Origin of the sequence: Telluribacter roseus, from assembly GCF_017355915.2 — a bacterium.
Lineage (GTDB): Bacteria > Bacteroidota > Bacteroidia > Cytophagales > Spirosomataceae > Telluribacter.
In genome coordinates this window covers 67,837-92,632 of record NZ_JAFEUV020000019.1, presented here as the reverse complement: position 1 = coordinate 92,632, position 24,796 = coordinate 67,837, and the positions used below count along the sequence as shown (strand labels likewise).

The window sequence follows — 24,796 nt, the reverse complement described above, 5'->3', positions numbered from 1 at the left end:
GGACTACCGCAAGCTTGAAGCTCGTAGTGTAATCCTTCTGACTCCGCTTGACATACTTCTTCTCTGCTTTCATAACAATACTTTTTTGTATCGCTATTTTAGGACAAGACAGCTAACTGCATAAAGAAGGGGGAGCGTAATTGCTCCCCCTTCTTCTCTTATAAGCGCCACCAGTCTATAAATCAAATACTAAATAGCTAACACCTAACAACTACAAGCTAAACCCTACTTTCCAAACGGGTACGTCTCGGGCGTCAGCTCTTCGTCGACGGGTTGGCGCAGTGGGTGCAGGGCCTCGGTTGTATCAATATAGATGAAAGCGTCGTAGCGGGCATTGAGTACCGTAGGTACGTAGTTGCCGTAGCTCTCGTACTCCGGATTGTACACTACCCCAATGGCCCGGTGCGGCATTACTTTACTAAACCGTTCCTTCTCGTTGTAGCGGTTAAAGATTAAAAACTTATCCTCCGCTGATTCATTGTGCAGTAGTTCTTCCACGCTCCCCTCTCTGGCCTCCGGTACCTCCATCTCCTCCATAGGGGCCTCCCATCGGCTACCGGCTATAACAGTACCCTGATACGAGCCGAAGCCTACCAGTACTACATCATCTTCGTGATTCTGCTCCCGAACCAGCTGCCCCACGTTGATCATCCCGGCCCGTTTCATATCGGTATAGCGGGCATCGCCGATGTGGGTGTTGTGCTCCCACACGATAGCCTTGGAGTCGGGGCCGTAAAAATTGGCGATGCGGTTCAGCGTCTCTACCATGTGGGTATCCCGGATATTCCAGGATTTATCGTCAAAGCCTACCATACTGCGGTAGTACCTTTCGGCATTGACAGCGATGTGGGCGTTCTGTTCGGTATTAAGGGCCGCCTCGGGGTCATGATCGTACTGGACGCCCCGGCTCCTGATTTCCCTCAGCAGCTTTACCACATCTTCCCGGCACGACTGGGGCAGGCCGCCCATCTGGGCCGTCGCATACAGCTGCCCATCCTCCGCGTAGGGTTCAAAACATTGTGCCGCTTTACGGGCCAGCGCTGCCGTATGAGGGTCTGTCTTTTCCAGATACTCCACCAGCGCATCCATCGACTCCCACAGACTGTACACGTCCAGCCCGTAGAAGCCCACCCGCTGGTCGGGGTACAGCTGGGCATTGTGGTCTTTGAGCCAGGAGATCAGAGCCGCTACTTCCCAGTTAGCCCACATCCAGGTAGGCCAGCGATCAAAGTTCCTGAGTATATCTACCGGCCTTTTGTCCTGATCCGCAAAGCCCTTTACGTAGCGGTTGATCCGGTAGCAGTCGGGCCAGTCGCCCTCTACGGCTATAAAGTTGAAGCCTTTCTCCTGGATCAGCCGCCTGGAGATCTCGGTCCGCCATACGTAGTACTCGTGGGTACCATGGGTAGCTTCGCCCAGCAACACAAAGCGGGCATCACCAATGCGCTCCAGCAGTGGGTCCAGGTCCCTGGCTGTGCGCAACTGATATGTCTTTTCTTTTACTTTATCGTCTGTTCCGGCATTCCTTCCTGTGATATGTTCTGTTGCCATAGCCTTCTCCTCTTAGTTGTACCCTCTGTTATCCCAGTTGTTGTTTGGCTTTTTCTCTCTTTCGGCCCGTTGCAGCAGGTCCGTCATTTGTTCATCCGTAAAATCCCCGAACACCTCATACACCTGCCCCACCGAGATAAACGGTTCGGGCTGTACCAGCACCTCCAGATCGTCAGCTTCGTTGAGGGCTTTATCATACTTATGACCCGATACAGGAGCCGCCAGAATGATCCGGGCCGCCCCATGTTTGCGGCATAGTCGAATGGCCGCTATAAGCGTAACCCCCGTAGCAATACCATCGTCAACCAACAGTACGATGCGTCCTTCCATTAGAGGAATGGGGCTCCCCTGACGGTACTGACTAACCCGCCGGTCTATCTCCAGCTTTTGTTCTTCGATTACATTCTCTATGGTATTTCGGGGAAGTGAGTCTTCAACCCTCGGCGATATATATACGGAGTAGTCTTCGGCGATGGAGCCAATACCGTACTCCTTGTGTCCCGGAAACGGTAGCTTCTTGGTGATGACAAAAGACAGATCCGTTTCCAGCTCCCTGGCCACGTAGTAAGCTACCTCCACGCCCCCGCGCGGTATTCCCAATACCAGCGGATGCAGATGTTTGTATATAGGCACCAGATACCTACCCAGCTCCTCACCCGCATGTTGGCGATTCTTGAAGACAATTTCATTCTCTACCCTGTCCATGCAATTAATTTTTTTGACCAGGCGCTGTAATCTGGTCAGGTGGTCATACCCCTTTTTCTACTTTTTTCTTAAACCAGTGCTATGATGTAATGTTTGATAGTATCAACGATTATGACGTATACATCGAGTAGAAGTAAGAGCGGGTAAGTACTACCTAGAAAAAGATGACGGTAAACATGAATACATGTAGCCCTCAGGTACTTATATAGCCTGTGAACTCAGCAGCATGTACTACGTAGCAGGAAAGTATTTTCAGCGAAGATGAGATGTAGTGGCCGGTAGCGTGTTCCAGCTCCTGATACGGTCTCCTTTGGTTTCAAGAAGCCACACCTGCACGTTGGGGAAACGTTTCAGGAGCCGTTTGCCGCGACTAGTACCGGCTACACTCAGAGCCGTAGCCAACGCATCGGCCAGGGTACCATTGGGCGCAATGACGGTGGTGCGTACGTGATGTAGCAGCCCTACGCCAGTGCGGGGATCTACAATGTGGGAGTAACGCTTCCCCTGGTGTTCGAGGTAGCGGTAGCTGGCTCCGGAGGTAGCTACGCCTGCATTCGCCAGTTCGAGGGTCTGGACAGAATCGGCAGTGGTACCCGATGACACCTCCACGCGCCAGCCCTTCTGGCCCGGTGGGGCATCGCCCAGCGTTAGATCGCCTCCCGCATCTACCAGTACCGAATGGATGCCCAGCTCACGAAGTACCCGTACGGCTTCATCAGCGGCGTAGCCTTTGCCAATTCCCCCGACGTCCAGCCGCATTGCTTTCCGCTCCAGAAGTACTTTACGCTCCTGTGCATCCACCTTGATGTAGCGATAGCCTACGCTCCGGCGTGCCTGCCGGATGTCTTCTTTTTCGGGAAAGTAAGACCTTCGCATAGCCCGGCGCCAGAGTTGTACCACGGGGCCTACCGTTACGTCAAATGCACCCCCTGTTCGCTGGCTTATATCCTTAGAAACAGAAAGAATATCAAATAGCTCGGGACTAACGGTGACCCACTCTCCTGAGCCGGAGCCGGCCGAAAGCCGGTTGATCTCGCTGCCGTCGCGGTAGTCGCTCATGATCTCGTTCAGCTCCTCAATCCGGGCAAAGGCGCGGTTGGCGGCCCGGTGTGCGGTGGCGCTATCAGGCGCGTATAGGATCAGCCGGAACTGAGAACCCATGAGTCCTCTGGCGTACTCGTACCGTCCCCCCTGCGCAAATACCTGAGCAGGTAAGTAGATTATAATCAGCAGAATACTTATATTTAAAAAAAAGACAGCCCGCATAAATCCGAGTATGCGGCTGTCTTTATTCTGTAACGAACTTAGAAAGCGGGTGAAACTTAGCATTACAAACGCGTTACTTATCCTGCTCATCGGCCTGGTGATGGTCATTACGGGAGCTTTCCTGAACCTACGCACACTCCCTCTGGGCAACCCAACCATTCTGGCCGGACTTGGTGTCGATTTCATGGGGACCATCCTGCTCGTACTGAGCCTGCACCGTCGCCGTCGTAATAGTTAAATCCGGCTGGCCGTGCTGCGCAGGTACATATCTGCCAGTACCAGGGCTGCCATGGCCTCCACAATAGGTACGGCCCTGGGCACCACACAGGGATCATGCCTTCCTTTGCCCTGTACCGTTACCTTTTCGCCGTACTGGTCCACGCTATCCTGATCCTGCATAATCGTCGCTACGGGCTTAAATGCTACCTTAAAGTAGATGTCTTCGCCGTTGGAGATACCTCCCTGGATACCGCCTGACTTGTTGGTAGTAGTTCGAACATTGCCTTGCTCATCGGTATAAAAGGCATCGTTATGCTCGGAGCCGTACATTTCTACCCCCGCAAAGCCACTGCCATACTCAAAGCCCTTAACCGCATTGATGCTTAGCATGGCCTTACCCAGTTCGGCGTGAAGCTTGTCGAATACCGGCTCGCCCCAGCCTACGGGTACTCCTGTGGCCACGCAGCTTACAACTCCACCTACAGAGTCTCCCTTCTTACGGGTCTCGTCAATGAAGTCAAACATCTGCTGCGCCATTTCCGGGTCCGGGCAGCGTACCGCGTTTGTTTCTGCCTGTTCCAGATCCATCTCCTGATACCCTTTTGTCAGCTTCATTGGTCCTACCTGCGACACGTAAGCCTGTACGTTGACACCAACATGTCTTAATAGCAGCTTAGCCAGAGCTCCGGCGGCTACCCGGGCGGCTGTCTCGCGGGCCGAGCTGCGGCCGCCTCCCCGGTAGTCCCGTACGCCGTACTTGGTCTGGTAGGTGTAGTCGGCGTGGGAAGGGCGGTACTGCGCTGCAATATGGGAGTAATCCTTGCTGCGCTGATCCTCATTGCGAATGATCAGGGCAATAGGAGTACCAGTGGTTTTGCCTTCAAAAATACCCGATAGTACTTCAAACTCGTCGGCTTCACGGCGTTGGGTAGTAATACGAGACTGTCCCGGCTTGCGGCGATCCAGCTCACTCTGGATGAAATCCAGGTCAAAATCAATACCGGCCGGACAGCCCTCAATCACCACTCCTATTCCTACTCCGTGTGATTCGCCAAAGGTGGCGATCTTGAATATTTTACCGTACGTACTACTCATGGTATCTGTTTATTTTCTGAACATACATATTGTCCCAACTAACAATATGATAACTACTGCATTAATCAAGGTGCGGGTTATGCCTTGGTAGTTGATATAGGGCTCGGTTGTATCCAACCGGGCCAGATTGTCATACATTAGTAGCTCTCCCTCGTGGGATACTACCTCAGATGGACGACTCTCTCCCACTACCTCTACAACCTTGTCTGACCGTAACGTGTCATAGCGAGCTTTCTGAGGATCAAAATAAATCCATTGGAAGTACCTTCCCAAAGGAAAACTTCCATTTTGCCGGGCTACCACAAAATAATTAAATGTTTTATCGCCAGTAACACGTTCATAGCTACGCCTGATCACCTGACTTACTTCAGGAGGATAAAAATCAAAGGATGCGCTATTCAACACATCGGGAGCAGGCACGGCAGCCAGATTACCCGTACCTTTTATCTTAAACACATAGCGAAAGCTTTCTCCCGAGGCCAAATGCTGACTGCTTACCTGTTCTTCAAGAGTGTACTCCCCTACCGCCACCTGATCTCTCTGCGGATGAGGAGGCAGTGGCAGCACCTGTACCTTAACCGGTCGTGAAGCAAACTTCTGTATACTTCTCTTTCTTTCCCCCTTTTCCTGTATCTCATATACCAGCATGTCCAAAGCTACGGCCGGAAACGTAACATCCTGCTGGGTCAGCGGAAAGTATACAGCCTGGTACATGCGGTACTCCGTGAACTTCTTACCATTGATGGTGACTGTATTTTGTACTATTTCTTCGATACCTACATTTTCCTCCCAGCAACTTGCCGGCCGTAGTTTCTTCAGGATATTCTGCAACTGGGCATCGAGCTGGTAAAACTCCATCTCAACCGGAGCGTTTTCTGCCACATACAGCGACAGTCGTACCGCGAAGCCTTCTCTCTGATAGATGCGGGTCTTGTTGGTCTGTACTGCCAGAAAAATAGAGCCTCCGGAAAGCTCCTGGGCCCCTATTGCCGGAGCGGTTGCTTCTGGCTCCGAATCAGATGATACTTCTTCGTCCGTTTGGCTATTGCTGAACTGCAGTACGAATTTTTCAATAATATAATTTTCTCCATTCACCACTATCGTGAGCGCCGGGACAGCAATAGTACCTTCCCCTTTAGCAAAGTACTGCTGACTTATCGTCTGAACCATAGTGGCTTTACCTCCTACGGTAGTCATGGCACTGGTCGCCGATGCGCTTCGCTTCTCCAGACCCGGAATATCCGGAAACACTACCTGTGGACGCTCTTCGCTATGACGGATTATAACAGAAAGTATAAATGGACGGTTTATAGCTAGTGTTTTGTTACCTGCCTCGATAGTTATCTCCGGTTCAGGTTCCTGTCCGAAGGCTAGTAACGAAAAGCACAAAAAAATATTTAAAAAAACATATAATTTCATTTAACTTTGACGTTATAACTAGTGGCATAGCATAGAGTAGTACTACTTAACTCTGGTACTTCGCTTACTATTGCTCCTAAACCACAAAACTACATTAATACTATGGCCTCGATGCTTGAGTACATTAAAATTATTCTGCAAAAGGTAAGCTTTGACCGCAGATTATTTGAAAAAGAACTTCGTAAAGCACTACGCATGTTAATGCCTGACGAAGTAAAACGATTGAAAAATTGGTGTTATGAACGGTTTAGTTCTGTTTATCCTTCGGTATTAGATCAGTGTTTTTCTTATTCTGGTACCACTGCCTAGCCTTACTTTTTCAGAATTTATACAAAAGCGAAAGCCCCCGGAATATTCCGGGGGCTTTCGCTTTTATGAAGTATAAGCTTTACGCTTATTATTTCTGCTTAGGAGCTCCTTTGGCGGCTGGTGTAGTGGCAGTCTGGGCTAAGCCTAGCGCCTCTTTAGCAGCCTGGTTGTTAGGATCTACTTCCAGAAGTTTATTCCAGGCAGCTTTGGCTTTTTCCTGATCCTGAGAAGTGTTCTGGTGGTAGAACGCCAGGTACTGGTACGCCTGCTTCATGAAGCCCTTAGGAACATCACCTTTCTGCTCCGCCAGTTCAATGAACTTCTGGTAGTGAGGAACCGAAGTACCTTTTTCCAGGTTCGCCTGTGGACCGTACGCGTTGTACAGTGCAGTACCACGCCAGTAGTATCCGAAAGGCCAGTCTGGCAGCTTCTGTGTTACTGTGGCAAATACTGAATCAGCCTGCAGGTACAAATTCTTCTTCTGTTCTGCTACCTGAGCACTATCTGCTGCACTTGTAGGCGTCAGATAACTAGCATTCTGGTAATTTGAAAGACCCAGGTAGTAGTAATCGTTAGGCGATGCCTTGGCAGTATCCAGAGCTATACCTTTTTTGTAAGCATTAGCCGCTTCAGAATACGCTTTATCTTTGTAGTACAGGTTAGCTACTTCTTTGTAAGTAGTAGCAGCTTCAGTAGCACTAGTATCGATATCAGCTCCTTTTAGCAGGTATTGCATACCCTGAGGAGTGTACTCCTTATCAGTAGCTGTTTTGTTATAAGCACGTCCCAGGTACTTGTAATCATCAGCGATTACTTTCTCAGGAGCTACTTTGATAAACTCTTCCAGGTTCTTGATTGCCTGCTCCATGTCGTTGGTCTTGTACTGTGACCAACCGTACATACGGAGAGTGATCGGGTTGTTCAGCTTTCCTTTTACTGAATCCAGCAATTCAAGTGCTTTGCTGTAATCATCAGCGGTGAAAGCAAACTGAGCCGCACGCAGAATCATTTCAGGATCAGTGTTACCGCTCTTCTGCAGGTACAGGTCGAAGTTCTCAGCTGCACGCTTGTACTGACGTGCAAAGAAGTACAATTCAGCCAGATCTTTGTAAGCAGGAGCAAAATCAGGCGTGTTTTCGATAGCCTTCTTATAGAAGTCTAGAGCCTGGTTGTAGTTCTTACCACGCAGGTAGATCTGTCCGATGCGGTTGTTAGCAAGGGCATAACCTGGCTTGGTAGTCAGAGCATATTCATAAGCTGTCACAGCAGGACCACCTTCGTTGCGCAGGCTCAAAGCATCACCTTTGGCGATGTAAGCATCGGCCAGGTTTTTGTCACGCTTGATAGCTGCATCCAAAAGACGGATCGCTTCGGCAGGATCATTGTTCTTCTCGAACAGTGTATAAGCCTCACCAGCGCGGTACAGCACCTGAGCATCCTTACCCTTAGTTCTCTTCTCTGCTTCGGCAATCAGCTGCTGAGCTTTTGCCTTGTCACCCTTACCAAGGGCCACAGTTGCAAGACCTACCTGGTTCAGATAGTTCTTCTCATCCAGCGAAGCTCCTTTTTCAAAAGCTTTCTGTGCTTCATCCAGCTGGTTGTTGCGGACATAGAAGTACCCTAAGTTGTAATAATTCTCTGGCGTAGGACTACTCTCAGCTAGCTTAGTGAATACCTCTTTCGCCTCTTTCACACGCTCTCCATTCAGGTACGCAAATCCTTCTGCAGGAGTTTGGGCAACTGAGGTTGCAAGCGTAACTACACTCAACAAGAGTGCTCCTAACATTGATTTCAATCTAGTGTTCATTTTTTAACCGGGTTGGAAAAGGATAAAAAATTTGGTGTTTACTTCTATTAACTAACAAATATAAGAATTAGTGCCAAACCTTAAAAATTTTGTTTGGACTGTACTTCTATCTCTCTGGGATAAGGTACTGCTGGTACTAAACCCATTTTTTGGATAATTAGTCCTCCTACGTCACGGGCTATATACGTCATAAGACCGCCACCCAGGCCCGAAAACCCTTCCCGGCTGATAATATACAGTTTGCGGGAGAGTGGGTATTTTCTGCGGACCAGATCATCCTGAAATGGCTGATAGTACTCTTCCAGTGACGCCGGCTCGGCTTTATCCGACACCCCCAGTACATGAATGCCTTTAGACAATTCATACGTAATGGACTCGTCGCCGTCGCTGATCCAGTTAACGCCTATGAAACCAAGCGCCTGAGGATTTGAACGCACATAATCGATTACTTTTTCATTCGACCCGGCAGTGAAGATCCGTAGTTTAGTAACGTCGTCAACGTTAAACTGTTTTAGCATGAAGCCTAAATTACTCGAGTTGGCATCATCAAAGACTAACGTAATCTTACCAGTCAGTTTACTGCCTTTTAGCTGTGACCAATCTGTAATGGTTCCTTTGAAAACCTGCTCCAGCTCCGCCATAGTAATGAGGCTATCGTTATTCGCTTTGCTTGTGATGAGCGCTATTCCATCAATAGCTATGTGTTGTAGCCTGTAGGCTCCTTCCTGTTTACTGATGATGTCTTTTTCCTTGGTAGTAAGCTCACGGGTCACAATGGCCAGGCGGGCACTATCCTGCAGCAAAGCCAATACCGCCTGCTGCTCCGGCCTGTATAGTACATTGAAATGAGCATCCGGATATATTCCCTCGTACGCCCTGGTGAGTGCACTTACTACCGGCTGGAACGACTCGTCCGCAGCAATGGTAATAGTCCCCTGTCGAGGATTATCCAGCGACTCAGAAGTGTTGCACCCCATATATAGGAAGGCACTCATGAGTACGGCTGTGAATCCTATTGACGATCTTCTCTTCATAACCTGCAGGTAATGGTTAAATATGATTTCCATCCAAACCTTTCCATGCCCGATATCCCCGGTATACACCATACGCAATCAATGCTGCACCTAGCAGGTAACGCCAAATACTACCTGGTGGTATCAGATTAAAAGACGAGGAGGAGGCAATCAGATAGATGCCTCCTCCTGCGTAAACCAGAGCCATCATCATGGAGGTTATGATTGTAACTCTCTCATGCAATGGTCTTTCTTTCATACTTTTTACTCAAGCTGGAAGTTGATAGGCAGGTTGTACTTAACCCGTACCGGACGACCTGACTGCTTACCTGGCTTCCACTTTGGCATTGTTTTTACCACGCGAATCGCCTCTTCGTCAGTACCGAATCCTAATCCTTTCAGTACCTGAACATCCTGAATACTTCCATCCGTATTTACTACGAAGGTCAAGAATACCTTACCCTGAACGTTGGCGCGTGAAGCGGCGCTTGGGTACTTGATATTTTTACCGAGGAACTTATACATTTCTGCAATTCCTCCGGGGAACTCAGGCTGTTGCTCAACCACTGTAAAGACTTGCTCTTCTACCGGAGCGGCTTCAACAACGGTACCTTTGCTAGGTGCTGCTGCGATTTGCTCAGGAGCGATGATGATCTCTTCAGCATTAGGATCTCCTTTTACCGTTTCCGTTGCGGCAACCGCTTCCTTCAACTCTTCTACAGTTGGCGGTGGCGTTTCTTCAGGAACTTCTTCGTCCTTCTTTACTTCGGGCGGTAAGAACTTCACCGTATTCACCTTAGGCTGCTCTACTGGCGGCGGCGGTGGTGGTGGTGGCTCCGTAGGATCAAGAGGTGGCGGCGGTATCTTCATCAAATCCACTTCTACCATCGCCTGCTCCTGCTCATCTCCTGCCGATAATTTATCAATTAACATCGGAGTAAGCATTGCTAACACGAAGAGTGTGGCTCCAAACAGGGTAGCGCGGTTGATAACACCGCGATACTCCTGGCGAAGTGAATATGCACCGTACGCCTTATTGCGATTTGCAAACACTATATCTTCAAGTGTTGCATTCTGGCTTACTTCTGCCATGGCGCTTGTTTTAAAGAGTTAATACTAGTTTTTTACTAATTACTATTGCTCTGGCTGCGGCTTGATCCGGTCTCCCAAAAGACTTTTCTCTGCGTCGGTCAGCTCATCTACAAGAGCATAACGCTTCGTCTTGGTGATAGCCATCTCATCCAGTACATCAACCATATTTTTGTAGGTTGAAACAGGTGTTGGCTTTAGTACCACCACAAAAGGGTCGTTACCCGCCTCATCCTTGGGATTCTGAGAATTGATGCGCGTCTTTGATTTAAAGATCACATCACGAATCTCTGTACCGTAGCTAGCCTTTTTGAGAGCAGTTTCAGCATTATCATCATCAGCCGCAACTCCATCCAGGTAATAGATGTCGTTATTACGACCCATAAAGATGGTCAACACTTTTGAAGCCTTTAGAGGCTCCGTCTGCTGCTCCTCTTTTTTATCCTGCTTGTCAGGCACGTTGAGCGTCATTGATGTTGGCTTAGTCATCGTGGTCGCGAGCATAAAGAACGTGATCAAGAGAAATCCTAAGTCCACCATCGGGGTCATATCCACACGGGTGGACATCTTTTTGGCTCTTACTTTACCATCGCCTTTACCACCCCCACCGGTGTCTACTATTTCTGCCATTTTATTACTGTTTGTTCAGGTGATACCTCACTTGCTTAAATTACTGCTGCTGCTCATCAGGAGTCCATCCCGAAGGTGGCTGCTCTGAACCTGTGATAAGGTTGAACTTGTTGATGTTCTGCGACTGCAGATTCGTAAGTACATCCTTAAATACCGGGAACTTGGCTGCATTGTCACCTTTCAGAGCCAAACGCAACTGGGGGTTAGCTTTACGTGCCGCATATACCCAGTCAGCCAGTTCACTAACACCAGTAGAGTCTACAGGTATACCAGGCTGCTTTACTGACTTCATCTGCTCTACTGAAAGAGCTAACCAAGGTTTCAGCTGAGCAACCGGGAAGCCGAAGCTGGCAAACTGAGAAAACTTAGCTTTCTCGGCATCACTAAAGGCTACACCCTTAGTCTCTGCTATATTTTCCAGCATTCCAACGCGCGTTGCCTGGGCATCAACACCAAAGAAAACTTTTCCTGAATTGTCGATACTGATGATCATGATATTTTCATCAGGGACTTTGATACCAGAAATAGACGTTGGTGTGGCAATCTCAACAGCTTCATTCGATTTGAAAGTAGCTGTCATGATAAAAAACGTAAGCAATAAAAACGCTACATCCGTCATGGCGGTCATGTCCGTTACGGGAGGATGCTTCTTAGGCCTTACCTTTGCCATAATATATAAGTTTTTTAGATACTAACGAAAAGGTCGTATTAATAGTGCGCAGCAAAGTTCTGCTGGATGCTCATACCGATCTCGTCGATGCTATAAGTAAGGTCGTCAACGCGGCTGTTCAGGTAAGCGTAAGAGATTGTTGCAATCGCAGCAGTACCGATACCAAGAGCCGTGTTAATCAAGGCCTCAGAGATACCTGTTGCAAGGGCAGCGGAGTCAGGCTGACCTGATGTACCCAACGCGGCAAACGCCTTAATCATACCAATTACCGTTCCGAGAAGCGCTAAGAGTGTAGAGGCAGACGCCAGAGTTGCGATGATTGTCAGGTTCTTCTGAAGCATAGGCATCTCCAAAGTTGTTGCTTCTTCGATTTCCTTCTGCAGGGCTGCCAGCTTCTGCTCTTTATCAAGGCTGGTTTCGCTTATTAGCTGCTTGTACTTCTCAAGACCAGCTTTGATTACATTACCAACTGATCCTTTTTGCTTGTCACACTCACGGATAGCCTCGTCAATTTGATTTTTGTCAAGCAGGCTTCTGATTTTGCGAACAAAGGCATCAATGTTACCACTTCCACTTGCTTTGCTTAGTGTAATCAGACGCTCAATTGTGAAAACTAATACAATTAAAAAACAGGTCATCAAAATAGGTACGATAGGTCCACCTTTGTAAACGATACCGTAATAATCACCTGGCTTGGGACCTTTTTCGTGATCACCATCAATGAAGTGATCGGGTGACCCCAACACAAAGAGATAAATTGCAAGGGCAATCAGAAACAGAGCCGGAATCACCAACGCTGGGTTCAAACCACCTTTGCCTTTCTTTGGTGCTGCTGCAGGCTTGGCTGCGGGTGCCGGAGTCGTCGCTTTCTTTTCCATCAGACTTACTTTTAAAGGGTTAATTTAGATTTTGGTTGTGAATAAAAGAAAAATTTGAATTAAAGGTTCTTTGTAAAATAAAATTTTGATTAAGGTATAATACAGAGCTTTACAAAAGTATGTGTTTTCCTTTTAAAAAAATGCAAAGGTTTCTTCAGTTTTTTTAACACTTTTTAAAAAGTTCAACATAATATTGTACTATTTAAAGCCTTAACATAACGATCTACGCAACTGCATTAACAGCTATTGTCTTAACAATCAATAATTTAAATTCGCTGCACCAGACCTCCGCAATTTGCACTATTAACGGCTTCAATACAAATTAAGTTTCCTTCTAGCTTGTATTTAGATTCGAAAATTAACCTCTTATTAACAAATAAACAAATTTTATTCGGAAACCTGATTAACAATCGGTTGAACTTTCGGTTTATGGGTACCAAACGCTAAAGTACTATTATTCGTATATAAGACATCACAAATCGAATATTATCTTTAGCAAAGGTTGTCAGTCATTGTTTCTACCCCTTCTCTGACCGCCTTTCTACCATTGCTTTGTCTATCCTTTATCTACGATCGATCATCCTTTCTGGAAAGATACGATGTTATATAATCATATGCAATATATATAAGTAAATTTTATATAAAAAGTTCCTGCCCTACGATAGTACCACGTAAATCAAGATGGCATACGTTGTCCTGTTCTGGCAGTTGTATTGATAATAGATATAATGCCTGCTTTTGTAGGAGTAAAAAGATTACCCTATCCAGCCTACGTCAAGTTCTTTATGCGCAACTAAGAAGGGAACAACTTCCTCGCACACAACCGGCTGCATTCCCACTTACTATTGTAGCTTAATCATACGCATAACTTTATTTAAAGCTTTTTAGTATAAGGTATAGCGCTATTGCAGCCCATTTATTACTTTTGTGTCATAAATATGATGTACTTTTATCATAAAATATAACCACCTCATATATAGATGGCTGCTAAATTTGAAAATGAAACTTCTGTACAGGAACGCCTGAAGCAGGTATTCGATGCTCTCGGCATCAGCATCTACCAGATTGCGAAGGATCTGGATGAGAATTCCTCTAAGTTCTATAACATCCTGAACGGACGTGCCAAGCCATCTTATGATACAATCATTCGTATACTTGATCACTACCCACAGGTAAGTGCTGACTTTCTCCTGCGCGGGGTGCAGCCGATCCTGAATGGTGCAGATCCATCAAATGCCCGGTTAGTGGCTAATGAAATCTCGTATGTTGAGGTACCTTTTGTTCCTATTAAGTTTCACGCCAGTTTCGTGGAGACTTATACGGATGGATTCCGCTATACTGACCTTGAGACCTACAGTGTTAGTACAGAAGCCGTAAAAGGCCTGCGTGATCCGATTATTATTGAAATATCAGGCAACAGCATGAGCCCTCAGCTGGTAAACGGAGCCAAGGTGATGGTAGTACCCGTGGATCCGGGCGACTGGATCTACCAGTCGGGTGGTGTATTTGCCGTAATTTATCGTGATTTCTTTGTTGTAAAACGTATCCGTGAAAACGAACTCTTGACTAAGCGCTATCTGACTTTACACTCCGATAATCCTCTGGGAGGTAGTGTAAGTGTTCCTGCTGATGAACTCAGAGGGCTCTGGCGCGTAGCTCATATTGTAAGTGCCCCTGTAGAGTAGTAGCTGAAGACATAATCATTCTTTGGTTTTTCCTAACTTTGGGCTTTACTATAGTAGTAGACTACGGAAACGAGGAGAAAAATATATGAATGATTATTTGTCGAGTCTGAATGAACCCCAGCGCCAGGCGGTCACCCACGGGGATGGCCCTCTGATGATCATAGCCGGTGCGGGGTCAGGCAAAACACGTGTACTGACTTACCGAATTGCACATCTTATAGAGAATGGGGTAGACCCATTCCGGATACTTTCCCTGACTTTTACCAATAAGGCGGCGGCCGAAATGCGGCAGCGCATTGAGAAAGCCATTGGTAATGAGGCACGCAATATCTGGACGGGTACTTTCCACTCTGTGTTTGCCAAAATACTGCGCATCGAAGCCCGCTACCTGGGCTATACCAGCGATTTTTCTATTTACGATACCGACGACTCCAAGTCGTTGCTGCGTAGTATCATCAAGGAGTTTAACCTGGATGATAAGACCTACAAGGCCAATGTCGTATTTAACCGTATATCAGGTGCCAAGAACCGCCTGGTGTCGGCGGATGACTACCTGAACAACGCGATCATCAAAGCGGACGACGATGCGGCCCGCATGCCCGAAATCGGCCGCTTGTACAAGGCTTATACCGTACGTTGCTTCCAGGCTAACGCCATGGACTTTGATGACCTGCTCTTCAACACCAACGTGCTGTTCCGGGACTTTCCAGAGGTACTGCACAAGTACCAGCACAAGTTTCAGCACGTGATGGTGGATGAGTTTCAGGATACCAACGTATCGCAGTACCTCATTACGCGCAAGCTGTCAGCGGTGCACCGCAACATATGCGTGGTAGGTGACGACGCTCAAAGTATCTATGCCTTCCGGGGAGCCAACATCGAAAACATCCTGAACTTCGAAAAGGATTTTCCGGATGTACGTACCATCAAACTCGAGCAGAACTACCGCTCCACCCAGACCATCGTCAATGTTGCTAACTCCATTATTGAGCGGAATAAGGCGCAGCTGAAGAAAAACGTCTTTACCGAGAATGACGAAGGTACGCTTATTGAAGTGATCAAGGCTAACTCTGACAATGAGGAGGGACGCCTGATAGCTACGTCGATCTTCGAAGAAAAGATGCAGCACCGACTGCACAATACTGACTTTGCCATTCTGTACCGTACCAATGCCCAGTCGCGGGCGTTTGAAGAAGCCCTGCGTAAGCTGGGCATCAAGTACCGGATTGTGGGAGGCTTGTCGTTTTACCAGCGTAAGGAGATCAAGGACCTGCTGGGCTACCTGCGCTTCACGGTCAACCAGCAGGACGAAGAAGCTTTCAAACGAATCATCAACCTACCTAAGCGGGGCATTGGCGACACTACCGTAGCCAAGATCACTGTCACAGCCGCCGAACGCCAGGTACCTATCTGGGAGGTAGTGAGTAATATTCACCAGTACGTAGGCGGTCGCTCTACGGCACCCATTGAGCAATTTTCGACGCTGATCAAGAGCTTTAAGCTCCTGATCGAGCAGGGCAAAGACGCCTACGAGGTAGCTTCCCATATTGCCAAGACCTCGGGTCTGCTGCGCGAACTGTATGAGGACAAAACAGTAGAGGGACTATCGCGCTACGAGAACGTCCAGGAGTTGCTCAACGCTATCAAAGAATACGTAGATAATGCTGAGACGGACGATAAATCGCTGAGCTCCTTCCTGCAGTCGGTATCACTGCTGACCAACGCGGACGAGCCCGACGAGGATGGCGATCAGGACCGCGTTACTCTTATGACCATTCACTCGGCCAAGGGGCTTGAATTCCGGAATGTGTACGTGGTAGGAATGGAAGAGGACTTGTTCCCCAGTCAGATGATGCTCGAGAGTCGGCAGGATCTGGAAGAGGAGCGACGACTGTTCTACGTAGCGATTACCCGGGCGGAGCGTAAGCTTACTTTTTCCTACGCCGAGAGCCGTTACCAATGGGGCCGCCTGAAGATGTGCGAGCCCAGTCGCTTCCTGATGGAGGTAGACCAGCGGTACCTCAATGCCTCCAAGACTACGCGTAACCTGGCCGAGCGCGAAACATCACCCGCTCCCATGGCTTTCCTGAAGAACATGACCCAGCGCCCGGCTGCTCCCAGCAAACCGGCTGCCGCTGCCAGTAATCACGTGCCTTCTTCGGATTTCACCCCCAGCGATACCTCCGGCCTTACCGAAGGCCAACGCGTCGAACACCCTAAGTTTGGCTTTGGTGTAGTAAGCAAGGTGGATGTCAATGGTACTGATCGGAAAGCAATTGTTAAGTTTGATTCGGTAGGTGAAAAAACTTTACTTCTGAGCTTTGCTAAGTTGAGGATTCTGAATTGATTAATTCTTTTTCCTAAAAATTTTTTAAACCTAAACCTTTAAACTATACTTCCTATCCTAAAACCTAATACATGACTTATGTTCAATGATAACGATCTACAGCTTATACAAGAGCGTGGCAGCGATGTCCCGCTGGTAGAAGAACAAATCAATTATTTCATAAATGGCTTCCCCTTCCTGCCGCTTTCAAAGGCCGCTACCGTGGGTGATGGCATTATTCGACTGTCGGACGAGCAGATTCAGCAACTTATGGCTGACTTTGACCGGAGTGCCGCCGATGGCGAAATAAGCCTGCTCAAATTTGTACCGGCTTCGGGCGCCGCTACCCGGATGTTCAAGTCGCTGTTTTCTTATCTGGAACAGGACAAAATTGACAAGTCGGTCGAAGAGTTTTTTGAGCGTCTTTCTGAATTTGCTTTCTACGATGATCTGAAAGAAGCACTTACTGCCGATAGCAAAGACATCAGTACCGCCGACCGTAAAACAATAGCAGAGTACTTCCTTACCGATAAAGGCTTGGGCTACGGTAGCCTTCCCAAAGGTCTGCTCGAATTTCACCGTTACGAAAACGGCTCCCGTACTCCGCTGGAAGAGCACCTGGTAGAGGGGGCTCTCTACGCCAATGCGGGCGGACGGGTGCAGCTGCACTTTACGGTATCGCCTGAGCACCGGGATAAATTTGAGAAGCTGGTAGTAGAAGTACTGCCTACGTACGAAGCCCAGTTTGGCGTGAAGTACTACGTTTCGTTCTCGGAGCAGAAGGCTTCAACGGATACCATTGCCGTAAATATGGACAATACGCCTTTCCGCGAAAAAGACGGCAGCCTGTTGTTCCGTCCGGCCGGACACGGGGCTCTGCTCGAGAACCTGGCAGGCCTCGATGCGGATGTCATCTTCACCAAAAATATTGATAACGTAGTACCTGACCGACTGAAAGATACTACTGTTGCCTACAAAAAAGCCCTGGCGGGGGTACTTCTAAGCTACCAGAAGAAAATATTCAACTACCTGGAGAAGCTCGAATCAGGACGCGATGCGGCGCTGCTGGACGAACTGGATAAGTTCTTTCAGGAAGAGCTTTCGGTGCGCCCTCCGCAGGCATTCAGTAGCTGGTCCGACGAAGAGAAGGTTGCTTACTTCCAGAGAAAGCTGGACCGCCCCCTACGCGTGTGCGGTATGGTGAAGAACGAAGGCGAACCCGGTGGGGGTCCTTTCTGGGCCGACAACGCCGACGGATCCGCTTCTCTACAGATTGTGGAGTCAGCACAGGTAGATATGGACAACGAGTCGCAGAAATCTATTTTCAAAAACGCTACGCACTTTAACCCCGTGGATCTGGTGTGCGCCATGAAGAACCGCCACGGCCAGACGTACGACCTGCGTCAGTACCGCGATCCCATGACGGGCTTTATTTCTTATAAATCCAAGGACGGCAAAGACCTTAAGGCACAGGAACTACCGGGCCTATGGAATGGCTCCATGGCCGACTGGAACACCCTATTTGTGGAGGTACCTCTTGTCACCTTCAACCCGGTCAAGACGGTCAATGACCTGCTCCGTGAGCAACACCAGTAGCATTCTTGTCTCATAAATCAAAGGTCCGGTGGAGCTGAGCTTTACCGGACCTTTTTCATTAGCAACAGTTCAGAGCCTGGTCAACTAGTAGCTTACCGATGAATGTTTCAGGCCCGATAGTTGTTGTAGCTTTTACTTAATCTATTTTTTGTAACTCTTATACACCCTCCCCTCCTACTCAACATTTTAGCTGAATACCGTATGAAGCCTTTTTTTTTACTCTGCATGCTGGTACTACTCGCCGGATCGTGTAAGCCACCCCATGATGTGTACCAGAACGAGGTCCTGAATGGACATTTTCAGGCTAGGGAACAATACTTTCTCAGGTCAGGAAGATCTGTTTCGCTGCGCGAGCAGAGGCAGTTCCTGCTCTCACAGGCGGACACTCTGCGGGTCTACCAGGGCGACTCTACCTTAGTATACCTCCCGGGCTTTAAGCAGAATCAGGCACTAAGCAGCAAGAAAGACGGCATACTTATTCTGGAAGCCAATACGCCCGAAGGGCTGAAGAGTATTCGGATTACGATGGGGGATGATTACAGGAGTACAGCCCAAAGCGTACCTTTTACACTGGGACAACTGATCAACGGCCCCTATAATGCTGAGATGGATACGATTCAGACGGTGTATGATCAAGTTGACTATACCTACTTTCAGTAGTACTCGTTACCATAGGTACTCTACAGGCAGAAAGCCGGTTGATGATCAACCGGCTTTCTGCTTGTATAAATGTTAGTAGGCTCTGTCAGGGTTTTTTTCGCTTGATAGCCAGATCATGGGCCGTGTCGTAGTAAGAGCGAAGATTAGTCCAGTCGAAAATATCCGAGATATTCTCCACCCGGTTTCGCTGCATGATACGGTCGCGGCGCTGCATCCTCACGAACTTAAACAGTATATCGGCCAGCTGATCGGCCGCCTGCGTGAAGTTCTGCGACTTGCGGTTGATGACATAGATACCCCGGTTTTCGTAGTCGCGCATGATCTGCATGATATAGTCACCAAAGCCGGATAGGTCGCTGGTAACGGTAGGTACTCCGCGTACGATACACTCCAGAGGCGTATACCCCCAAGGCTCGTAGTAGCTCGGAAATACCCCCAGGTGGCACCCACGTACAAATTGGCCGTAATCCAGACCAAACAAGGGATTGGTAGACGCAATGAAGTCGGGATGGTACACGATCTTCACCCGGTCACGCTCATTGTTGACCAGGTTAGCCTTACGGCAGAAATCAGTAATACCATCGTCCTGCTTCAGATCGTGCGTTACAAAGGCAGGCAAGCGCTCCGTCTTCCAGGTCTGGATGGTGCGGCGCAGACGTAGCCGCCAGTATTCATCCACGAAGTTGTTCAGGTCGGGCATTTTGTGGTCGTTGCCTGCCGCTGTCGCCAGGAACAACCGCTCTCCTACCTGCTTCTCGATAGCCGTACACGTCTCCTGCAGCTCATCCAGTACTGCTCTGGACTGCAGCACATCGGCATTGATCGAATAGTAAGGCTGCTTGGTAACGATGAACATCACCACGGTCATGTCCATATTGGCCTGTACCATCTTCCAGTTCAGGCGGGCCAGCGCCTCCAGCGTAAGGTCATACCCCTTGTTGCTGAACTCGAAGCGCCCGGATGTAAAGAAGTAGAGTGTTTTGTCAAGGTCAAATGAATAGCTCGGGAAGAAGTGTCCCAGCACAAACTCGTGAATCTGCTCCTTGTACTTGACGTGCAGGTTCTGAAACTCATGTACCGCCGAAAACCGCGTTACGTTCAGGCCATTGGGAGTAACCAGATCCGGCATGCGCCCCAGGAACACCTCACACTCGCGGGCCGTCACATCACTGACAGTAGTGAGCACGTGAGCGTTCTGAGCGGCCAGCCGCTCAATGGTCGCCTGCGTCTCGATGCCGTAGTTGCGGGCCTCGTGCTCCCAGTCAAAGAAAGGTAGTTTGTTATAAAAGCCCTCCACGTTCTGGGCCAGGTACCTACCCAGCATGGTAGCGTGGGTGGTGAAGGTAACGGCTATCTTTACGTTATCGCGACGGAGGTCGGGCAGGGCGCTACCTGCCATCCACTCGTGCATCTGTACTACAATCTCTGACTTTCGGGCGTTTTCGGCAGCGAACTCAGTAAGAAATACGCGTACGGCCTCATTGAATAGCAATACCTGGTTGACCAGATCCTCCACATTAAGCGTAGATATCCGATGGCGCTCCCACAGGTCGTACTTGATCCTATCCAGATGGGGAGCCATGCTCAACACATCAAAGAGTACAACCCGCGGCTTGCCCGTCACCAGCCAGTAGCCGTAATGGACCGTATAGCCCAGCTCCCGCATCCGCCTTACCGTACGCCCGGCAGGTGAGTCGTCCAGATCGGATATAGGTTCAAATTCAGAAGCAGCCTTCTGCGGAAAGTAAGGCCCCAGCAGGAAATAATCTTCGCCCCACTTATCTACCATGGCTGGTACTTTGGTGCGGATTACCGTATAAATACCTCCTACCTGATTACAGACTTCCCAGGCTACTTCAAATAGTAATGTATTCTTTGGCGTTTTTACGTATGGTTCCAAAATATAGTATGAGTTAGAACAATCTGCTGATTGGATTGAAAGGTACTATTTTTCATTAAAATCACAAAAGCTCATACATTATACCCAAAAAATGCGATAAAGTTAACTACAGCGGTCCCTAAAGATCGGCCGGGAGTGAATTTGTCTCCTCCTCCCCTTACTACTTTTGCGTTAAAATTCTTTACTTTGATGATAGTAAACTAACTTTTCGTAGTCTGGTTCTGTGAAAAATATCCGTGCCCTAGCTTTCTGCCTTTTCTTCAGTACCACACCGATGGTGTCCTGTCAGGCACAATCTTCTGTGTCTGAACCGCCCGAGACTTATATACCTCCCAAGCGCGAATTCAGAGCCGTCTGGATCGCCACGGTAGATAACATTGACTGGCCCAGTCGTAAAAATATGGCGCCCGAAGAGCAGAGGCGGGAGTTTGCCGATCTCCTGGACTTCCATAAGCAAAATGGTATCAACTCAGTGTTTGTGCAGGTACGGGCGGCTGGAGATGCCTTCTACGCCAAAAGCCCCGAGCCGTGGTCGGAGTGGCTGACGGGCCAGCAGGGCCGCGCTCCCCAGCCATTCTACGACCCGCTGGAGTTCATGGTAGAAACAGCCCACCGCCGGGGGCTGGAGTTTCACGCCTGGCTCAACCTGAACCGTCTGGTCCATAAATCATCCACCAGCGTGTCCTCCCAGAACATCAGCAATACCAAGCCGGGCTGGATACTCAGCTACGACGGATACAAGCTATTTAACTTTGGCCTTCCCGAGGTGCGCCAGTTCATCACGGATCTGACGGTAAACATCGCCAAAAACTACGATGTAGACGGTATCCATTTCGATGACTACTTCTACCCTTACGCGGTACGGGGGCAAATCTTACAGGACGACGAAACTTATAAAAAGTACGGACAGGGATTCTTTAACAAGGCCGACTGGCGCCGCCACAACGTAGACCTCCTCATCAAGCAGATCCACGACGCGCTCAAGGAGGTGAACCCGCGCCTCAAGTTTGGTATAAGTCCGTTTGGAGTATGGCGCAACCGGAACTCGACCCCCGATGGCTCCGAAACCTACGGCGGCCTGACCTCCTACGACGACCTCTTTGCCGATACCCGCAAGTGGATCAAAGAAGGATGGATTGATTATGTAGCTCCTCAGGTGTACTTCTCTTCCGGATTCAGTAAAGTACCCTACAGAAACCTGGTAAACTGGTGGACTAACAACCGATTTGAGCGGCACCTGTACGTAGGTCAGGGTGCCTACCGCGCCGGCTTCAAGGATCTGGACAAAACATGGGCTAATCCACGGGAAATACCTAACCAGGTACGTTACCTGCGCCAGCACGGTGCTGAGGGCAGTATTTACTTCAGCTCCCGCTCCATGAAGGCCAACAGCCTTGGCTTTGTTGACTCACTACGCAACGATCTGTACCGCTACCCGGCGTTGATACCTACCATGCCCTGGAAGGATAACACCCCGCCGCTGTCGCCCCAGAACCTGAAGGCTACCATACATCCGCGTGGTGTGGAGCTACTCTGGGAAGCCCCCGAGCCCGCCGAAGATGGGGACAAGGCCTGGTACTACGTGATCTACCGCTTTGAGCCGGACCACACGCCCAGCCCCCGCGACCCTCGCCATATCGTAGGCCTGTGCCACACGGGAGAGCGCTTTCTGGATACCAGTGTCCTGCCCGGCAAGAAGTACCTCTATTACGTCACAGCCGTTGACCGCCTGCACAATGAAGGTCGGCCCATAGGCCCCCTACGCATTATGGTGAGTGACAAGACTCTGGAGCAGTTTTAGCGTATTCACTCTTACCTTATACCTATGACACTTCCCGAGATCCAGCATAGTTTTGACGTATCGGTGAATGGCTACCTGGCCGCGCTTGATCGCTATACCGATGAACAGTTCGCAGCCAGGCCCTCCGCTGAGGCGTGGTCGCTGGCACAGATGTACGAGCACCTGTACCTGGCTACTACCTACTTTTTTCTGGCCAATGCCAAACGATGTACTGAAAAACGAAAGGGACAGGAAGGTGGTGAGTTGAATGATCTGGGCAGAAACCTCTTTAAGTACAATAGCTTTCCTCCGGTAAAGCTTCGCCCGCCCGACTCACTTCGGGCACCTGAGCCGGTAGGTCGCTCCCGCGACGAGTACCGGACTTTGTTCCAGCAGCTCATCCCCAGCTCTGATGCACTCATGGAGGCCATAGCGGCCGACGATGGTACTTACAAAGCCCTGCAGCCGGCCTTTGGCTGGCTAACTGCCCGGGAGTGGTACCACGTAGGCGAAATGCACCTGCGCCACCACCACCGTCAGCAGCAGGAGCTGGAAGCGTGGCTGGCTACCTCCCCCTCCTAATCTGCCGAAGCAGCTGCTGGCATAGATATTTAACCGTGTTTGAATGCATTATTAACACTTACTTCAAACCGGTTATTTCTATGAAAAAGATAGTATTAAATGTACTACTAGCGACTAGCCTGTTCGCGGCAGCAGCCTGTAACGAGACCAAGAATAATGACAGCGCTGAAACAGCCGAAGAACAAAATGAGGCCAAGATGGGCGATGCAATGGAGGACGATACTGAGTTTGCGGTAGAAGCTGCCGACGGGGGTATGTTTGAGGTACAGCTGGGACAACTTGCTCAGAAAAATGGATCAGCGGCTCAGGTGAAGCAGTTTGGCCAAATGATGGTAAACGACCATGGCAAGGCCAACGAAGAGCTAAAATCCCTGGCGCAGCAAAAAAACATTACTTTACCTACTTCCCTCAGCACCGAAAAGCAGGATAAATACAACGAACTGTCCAAAAAGACCGGAGCAGAGTTTGATAAGTCCTATATGGATCTGATGGTAAAGGACCATAAGGAAGATATTGAGGAGTTCAGGGAAATGAGCCAGAAAGGAAAGGATACTGAGCTAAAAACCTGGGCAACCAGTAAGGTACCTGCTCTGGAGATGCACCTGCAACGAGCACAAACTATTCAGGGAGCAGTAAAATAAATCATCTTACATCTATTGTCTACAGCAGATCGAGGCAGGGTACTTATTCATGCCTCGATCTGCTGTGCTGTAGAAGTATAGCAAGTAGGCGGCTTCTCTTCACAAGGCTCTACCAGGTTCCAGAGGCTGAAGCTGGTAGCATAGTTACTCATCCGAGCCATAAGACTCCGTAGGTTTTACTTCTTCTCCAGGAAGTTATTAATGTAAGTGAGCATTTCCTGCTTCTGCGCGTTAGTGGCGCCGTCCCACATATCGTTGTGTATGGTGGCGGGTAGCTTTATAATCTGAATACCGTACTTTTCCTGCTCAGCCGCAGTGGGTAGTACTCCCTCATCGGCGGGCTGGTCGCTGGAGCGCAACGACAGTACCCGGAGCTGGTCGGTACGTGGCAGCGGCATCCGGCGGTTGTCCAGCGATATTACCTTATCTACCCGTTCGGGGTAGTCACGCGCAAAGAGCATAACCATATCACCACCGTGGGAGTGGCCTATCAGCAGGAGATGCTTCGTATCAACCCTGGAATTTCGGCTTTTCAGCTCTTCTATCACAAAAAGCATAGTCTGGACGCCCCGCCGCCAGTGAGGCATACGTACTTCGTAGGGAGTACCTGTAGTAGGCAGGGGCTCATCGCCCGGTAGCTCGTGCTGAACGCTGGCTACCAGGTACCCGTGCGCTACCAGCGCCTGCGCAATGAAAGAGTAGGCCCGGTTGGTACCTCCGTACCCGTGGTTAAGAATCGCCAGCTTTTGCTCCGGCTTACCGGAAGCGGCTGAGTACAAAGCCACCGGTACCACCCGGTTACGGGCTTTATCGAATAGCGTGAGCGTATCCCGCCTTACCTCCGGGCGCTTGGCCTGACTTTTCGCTATTCCGACGGCCCTGGTACTCGTACCGGATGGCTTATGCGCACAGCCAACCAGCAGCAGCAGGCTGGCTATAAGTGGAAGTACAAATTTCAAAAGAAGACTACTTTAA

At 49.2% G+C, this 24,796-nt stretch carries 22 protein-coding genes; 9 read left to right on the top strand and 13 right to left on the bottom strand.

Features of this window, described 5'->3' with window-relative positions:
* Window positions 1-225: 225 nt before the first annotated feature.
* The 3 genes from JTN23_RS23690 to JTN23_RS23680 all read right to left on the bottom strand — a co-directional run bounded on the left by JTN23_RS23690 (window position 226) and on the right by JTN23_RS23680 (window position 3,585).
* A complete protein-coding gene (locus JTN23_RS23690; RefSeq protein ID WP_247237565.1) occupies window positions 226-1,551 on the bottom strand; it encodes an erythromycin esterase family protein in 1,326 nt (441 codons plus the stop codon).
* Window positions 1,552-1,563: 12 nt separating this feature from the next.
* Window positions 1,564-2,256, bottom strand: coding sequence for a phosphoribosyltransferase (locus tag JTN23_RS23685; protein ID WP_247237564.1), 693 nt, complete (start codon window positions 2,254-2,256; stop codon window positions 1,564-1,566).
* A 252-nt stretch (window positions 2,257-2,508) separates the two neighbouring features.
* Window positions 2,509-3,585 (bottom strand): FAD:protein FMN transferase, encoded by a 1,077-nt coding sequence (locus JTN23_RS23680; protein ID WP_247237562.1) that lies wholly within the window; start codon window positions 3,583-3,585, stop codon window positions 2,509-2,511.
* On the opposite strand from JTN23_RS23680, the gene JTN23_RS23675 reads away from it, so the two are divergent.
* A complete protein-coding gene (locus JTN23_RS23675; protein ID WP_247237561.1) occupies window positions 3,572-3,760 on the top strand; it encodes a hypothetical protein in 189 nt (62 codons plus the stop codon). The two genes, JTN23_RS23680 and JTN23_RS23675, sit on opposite strands and share 14 nt — an antisense overlap.
* Here JTN23_RS23675 and aroC read toward each other — a convergent pair.
* Together aroC and JTN23_RS23665 are read right to left on the bottom strand one after the other, a co-directional pair.
* Window positions 3,757-4,836, bottom strand: coding sequence for a chorismate synthase (gene aroC / locus JTN23_RS23670; protein WP_247237560.1), 1,080 nt, complete (start codon window positions 4,834-4,836; stop codon window positions 3,757-3,759). The genes JTN23_RS23675 and aroC overlap by 4 nt on opposite strands.
* Before the next feature lie 9 nt (window positions 4,837-4,845).
* A complete protein-coding gene (locus JTN23_RS23665) occupies window positions 4,846-6,255 on the bottom strand; it encodes a BatD family protein (RefSeq protein WP_247237559.1) in 1,410 nt (469 codons plus the stop codon).
* A 102-nt stretch (window positions 6,256-6,357) separates the two neighbouring features.
* On the opposite strand from JTN23_RS23665, the gene JTN23_RS23660 reads away from it, so the two are divergent.
* Complete coding sequence (locus JTN23_RS23660; protein WP_247237558.1) at window positions 6,358-6,564, top strand: hypothetical protein; 207 nt, start codon at window positions 6,358-6,360, stop codon at window positions 6,562-6,564.
* 88 nt (window positions 6,565-6,652) lie between these two features.
* Here the strand turns inward: JTN23_RS23660 and JTN23_RS23655 are convergent, their stop codons facing one another.
* From JTN23_RS23655 to JTN23_RS23630, 6 genes are all read right to left on the bottom strand, one after another.
* Window positions 6,653-8,371 carry a tetratricopeptide repeat protein gene (locus JTN23_RS23655; protein ID WP_247237557.1) on the bottom strand — a complete coding sequence of 573 codons (1,719 nt, stop codon included), beginning with the start codon at window positions 8,369-8,371 and terminating at the stop codon, window positions 6,653-6,655.
* An 80-nt stretch (window positions 8,372-8,451) separates the two neighbouring features.
* Window positions 8,452-9,405: a PstS family phosphate ABC transporter substrate-binding protein gene (locus tag JTN23_RS23650; RefSeq protein ID WP_247237556.1), complete on the bottom strand. Its 954-nt coding sequence runs from the start codon at window positions 9,403-9,405 to the stop codon at window positions 8,452-8,454.
* Between the two features lie 243 nt (window positions 9,406-9,648).
* Window positions 9,649-10,476 (bottom strand): energy transducer TonB, encoded by an 828-nt coding sequence (locus tag JTN23_RS23645; RefSeq protein WP_247237555.1) that lies wholly within the window; start codon window positions 10,474-10,476, stop codon window positions 9,649-9,651.
* A gap of 42 nt (window positions 10,477-10,518) precedes the next feature.
* Window positions 10,519-11,103 (bottom strand): ExbD/TolR family protein, encoded by a 585-nt coding sequence (locus tag JTN23_RS23640; protein ID WP_247237554.1) that lies wholly within the window; start codon window positions 11,101-11,103, stop codon window positions 10,519-10,521.
* Window positions 11,104-11,143: 40 nt separating this feature from the next.
* A complete protein-coding gene (locus JTN23_RS23635; RefSeq protein WP_247237553.1) occupies window positions 11,144-11,773 on the bottom strand; it encodes an ExbD/TolR family protein in 630 nt (209 codons plus the stop codon).
* 38 nt (window positions 11,774-11,811) lie between these two features.
* A complete protein-coding gene (locus tag JTN23_RS23630; protein WP_247237552.1) occupies window positions 11,812-12,651 on the bottom strand; it encodes a MotA/TolQ/ExbB proton channel family protein in 840 nt (279 codons plus the stop codon).
* Window positions 12,652-13,631: 980 nt separating this feature from the next.
* Here JTN23_RS23630 and JTN23_RS23625 point away from each other — a divergent pair.
* The 4 genes from JTN23_RS23625 (at window position 13,632) to JTN23_RS23610 (ending at window position 18,918) form a co-directional block, all read left to right on the top strand.
* Complete coding sequence (locus tag JTN23_RS23625; protein ID WP_247237551.1) at window positions 13,632-14,336, top strand: S24 family peptidase; 705 nt, start codon at window positions 13,632-13,634, stop codon at window positions 14,334-14,336.
* Window positions 14,337-14,421: 85 nt separating this feature from the next.
* Window positions 14,422-16,683: an ATP-dependent helicase gene (locus tag JTN23_RS23620; RefSeq protein ID WP_247237550.1), complete on the top strand. Its 2,262-nt coding sequence runs from the start codon at window positions 14,422-14,424 to the stop codon at window positions 16,681-16,683.
* 78 nt (window positions 16,684-16,761) lie between these two features.
* Window positions 16,762-18,258: a DUF4301 family protein gene (locus JTN23_RS23615; protein WP_247237549.1), complete on the top strand. Its 1,497-nt coding sequence runs from the start codon at window positions 16,762-16,764 to the stop codon at window positions 18,256-18,258.
* 201 nt (window positions 18,259-18,459) lie between these two features.
* Entirely contained in the window at window positions 18,460-18,918 is a 459-nt protein-coding gene (locus JTN23_RS23610) for a hypothetical protein (protein ID WP_247237548.1), read from the top strand.
* A gap of 85 nt (window positions 18,919-19,003) precedes the next feature.
* Here the strand turns inward: JTN23_RS23610 and JTN23_RS23605 are convergent, their stop codons facing one another.
* The gene (locus tag JTN23_RS23605) at window positions 19,004-20,818 is read right to left on the bottom strand and encodes a glycosyltransferase (protein ID WP_247237547.1); all 1,815 of its coding nucleotides are present in this window, start codon (window positions 20,816-20,818) and stop codon (window positions 19,004-19,006) included.
* A gap of 301 nt (window positions 20,819-21,119) precedes the next feature.
* On the opposite strand from JTN23_RS23605, the gene JTN23_RS23600 reads away from it, so the two are divergent.
* The 3 genes from JTN23_RS23600 (at window position 21,120) to JTN23_RS23590 (ending at window position 23,821) form a co-directional block, all read left to right on the top strand.
* Entirely contained in the window at window positions 21,120-22,619 is a 1,500-nt protein-coding gene (locus JTN23_RS23600; protein ID WP_247237546.1) for a glycoside hydrolase family 10-like protein, read from the top strand.
* Window positions 22,620-22,643: 24 nt separating this feature from the next.
* Window positions 22,644-23,180, top strand: a complete 537-nt coding sequence (locus tag JTN23_RS23595; RefSeq protein ID WP_247237545.1) for a DinB family protein — start codon at window positions 22,644-22,646, stop codon at window positions 23,178-23,180.
* An 80-nt stretch (window positions 23,181-23,260) separates the two neighbouring features.
* Complete coding sequence (locus tag JTN23_RS23590; protein ID WP_247237543.1) at window positions 23,261-23,821, top strand: DUF4142 domain-containing protein; 561 nt, start codon at window positions 23,261-23,263, stop codon at window positions 23,819-23,821.
* A gap of 176 nt (window positions 23,822-23,997) precedes the next feature.
* Here JTN23_RS23590 and JTN23_RS23585 read toward each other — a convergent pair whose 3' ends face one another.
* Entirely contained in the window at window positions 23,998-24,780 is a 783-nt protein-coding gene (locus JTN23_RS23585; RefSeq protein ID WP_247237542.1) for an alpha/beta fold hydrolase, read from the bottom strand.
* Between the last annotated feature and the right edge of the window lie 16 nt (window positions 24,781-24,796).